Origin of the sequence: Microcystis sp. M20BS1 (assembly GCF_020245305.1) — a bacterium.
Taxonomy (GTDB): Bacteria; Cyanobacteriota; Cyanobacteriia; order Cyanobacteriales; family Microcystaceae; genus Microcystis; species Microcystis ichthyoblabe_A.
Genome location: NZ_JADBUZ010000221.1, coordinates 1 through 3,637, shown reverse-complemented (window position 1 = coordinate 3,637; position 3,637 = coordinate 1). Strand labels below are relative to the sequence as shown.

2 protein-coding genes and 1 pseudogene are annotated in these 3,637 nt (G+C 44.3%); all 3 read right to left on the bottom strand.

What is annotated here, in order from left to right; all coding sequences use genetic code 11:
• Positions 1 to 205 precede the first annotated feature (205 nt).
• A complete protein-coding gene (locus IM507_RS21215; protein ID WP_002734668.1) occupies positions 206 to 2,104 on the bottom strand; it encodes an NAD(P)H-quinone oxidoreductase subunit F in 1,899 nt (632 codons plus the stop codon).
• A 222-nt stretch (positions 2,105 to 2,326) separates the two neighbouring features.
• The gene (locus IM507_RS21210) at positions 2,327 to 3,010 is read right to left on the bottom strand and encodes a PHP domain-containing protein (RefSeq protein WP_002734587.1); all 684 of its coding nucleotides are present in this window, start codon (positions 3,008 to 3,010) and stop codon (positions 2,327 to 2,329) included.
• Positions 3,011 to 3,498: 488 nt separating this feature from the next.
• A pseudogene (locus IM507_RS21205) lies at positions 3,499 to 3,637 on the bottom strand (DUF3352 domain-containing protein); the annotation flags it as partial.

Sequence of the window (3,637 nt, the reverse complement as noted above, 5' to 3'; positions counted from 1 at the left end):
TCTGAAATGGGGCGAAAGTCTGTGGACTCTGTGTAAGACAGTACATGGTTTTTTAACTGTGGTATGCGACGGTGGTGGAAGCAGAAACTTAAATCGTGAGGTTTAGGAATCGCCGCACTTTTAGGGCGGCGAGGATGTCAAGTTCATCACCCTGCTTTCCTTCCCTAGTCAGCTGCCGGGAGACTAGAGACCAATACACAGAGGTTCAATGAGTCAAAAGGGATGACCAATAATTAGTTATCAGTGACCATTGACCGTTTAATAAGAGCCAGATTAATCCCCCTATTCCGAAAAGAATAGTCAAGACATAAAATTGCGATTGACCGGAAACATTATATTTTAAGGCACTGCCGCTAAAAATCGTCGCTAAACTGACTAAATTAACCAGACCATCAATAATATAACGATCGAGCCAAGCGGTAATTTTGGACAAGCTGCCCACCGCTAAAACCACGGTAAACTGATAGATGCGATCGAGATAGAAGTCATAAGCGAACAAATCTTGCAGGAATCGCAGGATTAACCCGGTTGGTCTCGCCCAAGCTCGTCTTAACTCTACCATTAACCCGATAACTAGGCCAATTACTCCAGAGGCCATCAATAAGGGAAAACCCCAGACAATGGTGAAACTCTGGTTATTAACGAGAGGATTGGTGAAAGATAACCAAAAATCCCAACGTAGGGGAATAATCGGGGCCAATAAAACGATTAAAATCAATGCTACCATGGGCAAAGCCATCGGCCAAGCCACTTCCGGGGTGCGATGGGTTTTACTTTGGGTTTGTCCCAAAAAGACTAAACGAAAGACCCGAGTAAGATTGATAATGCTAAGACAATTAACAAAGATTAAAACCGCTAATAACCACCAAGGAATCGCCCATTCGCCACCTAACCACCGTTTTAACGTCCAAAACATCCCCAGGGGCATTAAAACCGTCATCCCCGCGGAACCTCCTAAAAAAGCCGTGGTCGTGGCGGGCATTCTTGCCCAAATTCCGCCCATTTCCGTGATATTTTGGTTACTGGTGGTGAGAATTAAGGCTCCTGCGCTCATAAACAATAAAGCTTTTGCCACCGCATGGGAGAATAAAATTAGTAAAGCGATATCCACATGACCTAATCCCACCGCAATAAAGACCAAACCGAGATAGGCACTGGTGGAGTGGCATAAAACCCGTTTAATATCAATTTGGGATAAGGCCATCAGAGAAGTACCAATTGCCGTCATTGTCCCCAACACTATTAAAACATTGGCCGCGATCGGAGATAGGGTAAATACTGGCTGCAGCTTAATTAAAACATAGGCCCCGGCTGAAACCACGATCGAATTCCGCATGATTCCGGCTGGATTTGGTCCCTCCATCGCCTCATCTAGCCACAAATTCAGGGGAAATTGGGCGCATTTACCCGTTGGACCAGCAATAAGGGCTAATCCTAACAAAGTCGCCGTCAGAGGTGGTACAGGGTTATTTACTGCCCAATTTTCTAACTGAGAAAAACTTAATCCCTCTCCGTAACTGGACAGAGCCACCAAACCCATCAATAAAATAATATCGCCGACGCGCTTGGTTAAAAAGGCATCTCGGGCCGCGGTTACGACCAAAGGTTGAGCATACCAAAAACCGACGAGGAGATAGGTAGAGACCGTTAACATCTCTAGGAAAGCGTAACTGAATAGTAGGGAGTCACTGAGGGCAATTCCCCCCAAAGCTGCCTCAAAAAAGCCCATTAAGCCATAAAATCTCGCCAAAGACCAATCCTTTTCCATGTAGCCAAGGGCATAGATTTGGGCCAAGAGACTGATGAGGGTAATTAGTTCCAGCGTCCCCAAACTGACGGGAGAAAGTTCGATCGAAAGAGATAAACTAAGATCGGCCACTTTTACCCATTCAAAAGCCAGTTTAATCGTCTCTCGATGCCAAATTTGGTTAAAGGCGATCGATCCGTGTATTAATCCTAAGACGGTCATCAATAGGTTAATATAAGCGGCCGGCCGCGGACCGGTGCGACTAATAATGCCTAAAGACCAAGGCAAGGTTAAAATCGAACCAATTAAGCCATAAATGGGAATTAACCAGCAAGTGTATAGGAATAAATCTTTCATTCAGGGGGTTATTCAGTTATCAGTTATCAGTTATCAGTGATCAGGTTTAAGTTTTAAGTTATCAGGTTTAGGTTTTCAATTTTCAACAAATTTAGGCTCTTTCACCGGTTACTGGTTACTGATTACTGATCACTGATCAACGGCCATAAAAAACCAACACTCGATCCTTTCTCGATCGAGTTTAGTCAATTTAGGTATTTTACCTTTAATCCTGCGATCAGGCTAAATGCGCTGTAATAAAGATTTACCGTGGGAATCGGTGCTACAGGTGGCAAATAATTGATATTGACGACTCAGAGCGAGCGCTTGTTCGGTTTCCGGTTGACTGGGTAGCCAAGGTTTGGGATTGCCATAGGCATAAAAAGCCTCAATACCATCAATACCCAATTCTACCGCCGCCGCCACTAAATCGGCTGCGGGGCGATGGTAACGAAAGGGATGGGCGAGAACTACTAAAGCCCCCGCTTGCTGTAAACTTTTAATGACTCTAGAGGCTAAAGCCAGATCTCCTTCCGGTTTGGTTCTTTGCAGATAGGGAGTCAAGACGGCATGAGCGGGATCGAAACCATAGCCAAGAATATGCACTTCTGTCTCTAAGAGATTCGCCGTAATTTCTACCCCTGTCCAGAGATGGGGTAGAGAACTCTTTAAATGCTGATTTTCTAGCCAAATTTGGGCTTGTCGATAACCTTCGATCGAGTGATGATCGGTAATTGCTAATCCTTTTAGTCCGATATCTAACGCTTGTCTCATCAAGCCTTGGGGACTCATTTGACCATCGGAACAATGGGTATGAAGATGGAAATTGTAATGGTGGGGACAACTATCATAGCCAATATTTGCCCACACCGCTTTCAGGGCGAGGGTATCTTGAGCTAGGGGTGGGATTGTAGCAGAAACGACCATGCAGTATTGAGGAACTTTCCCAAAGATTACAAATTGTTAAGAATCAGCATAGCAAATATCAAGAAAAATTGGGTAGCTGCTGTTACCGGTAACACCGTTAGAGACTGTTCGTCAATGAATATTAAGCGGGAATCGGAGCCTTCTTCTGTCTCCGCGCTGATTATCGGTTATCGCTGCCCCTACAGGACTCAAAATCTCGCACCTGTTTCGCGAAACAAGACCCTAAAACCCTTAATTCGTCGATATTTCAGATTTATTCAGCAAGCCAGATGTACTAAGCTTTTTAGTATAAATGTTCTGGCTCCCTCTCCACGCTCTCTTCTCATAGACAGTCTTGACGAGTAACTTAGATACACTGACAGCTTATACCATTTTTCTTTATTTGCGTCACAACGAATGCAAGCTTGGCAAGCATTCGAGCGTGGATGTCTGTCATGGATTTAGAAATTTGGTATTACTATGGACTAAGAATACTAAAGTTTTGACTTTAAACCTAAAGGCGACTGGAAGCGGTTTAAGACCTGTGTTATTAATTCCTGTAGGGGACTATCTGCTTCTAACCCCTCCTCTACCTGAGTCCAAAAACGATTTAAATCGCGACTAGCGGCGACTAAAAGGCTATTTTCG

Coding starts and splice junctions, on each gene's coding strand:
- IM507_RS21210 (WP_002734587.1), bottom strand. CDS start 3,010: ATGGTCGTTTCTGCTACAATCCCACCCCTAGCTCAAGATACCCTCGCC.
- IM507_RS21215 (WP_002734668.1), bottom strand. CDS start 2,104: ATGAAAGATTTATTCCTATACACTTGCTGGTTAATTCCCATTTATGGC.